The 387-nt window shown below is 37.7% G+C and carries 1 protein-coding gene; it reads left to right on the forward strand.

Annotated features, from left to right (window positions below; genetic code table 11):
- Positions 1-297: hypothetical protein (locus tag D7X55_RS47415; RefSeq protein WP_199747507.1), on the forward strand; the 297-nt coding region annotated here is incomplete at its 5' end.
- Between the last annotated feature and the right edge of the window lie 90 nt (positions 298-387).

The following is a 387-nucleotide window of genomic DNA, read 5'->3' on the forward strand; positions in this document are numbered from 1 at the left end:
TTACAATACAACACCAATACCGTTGAACGTGGTCTGTTCTACCAATGCATGAATGTCGTGCTCGAAGTTATGTTGGATGACGACATGGAACTGGAAGAATATGAAACCAACTTCCGCCGCATGTTCGGTGATGAACGTATGGATGCGGTAATAGGCACAGTTGAAGGTCGCATTCGTTTCTATGGTTTAACAGAAACCAGTATGAAGCTTGAAGGCTTAGACCGTCACTTACGTTTAATCGATAGTTATAAAAAGTTACACGCTGCACGTGCCAAGGCTGTTGGACTAAAACCTTAAAATAAAAAGAAACAACCCAAATACTTTTGGGTTGTTTCTCACTGCACTTTTACTATGTTTTTAAAAAAATTAATCTAAAATATTTAAAAT

This window comes from Corallococcus sp. AB049A, from assembly GCF_003668885.1.
Classification (GTDB): Bacteria; Myxococcota; Myxococcia; order Myxococcales; family Myxococcaceae; genus Corallococcus; species Corallococcus interemptor.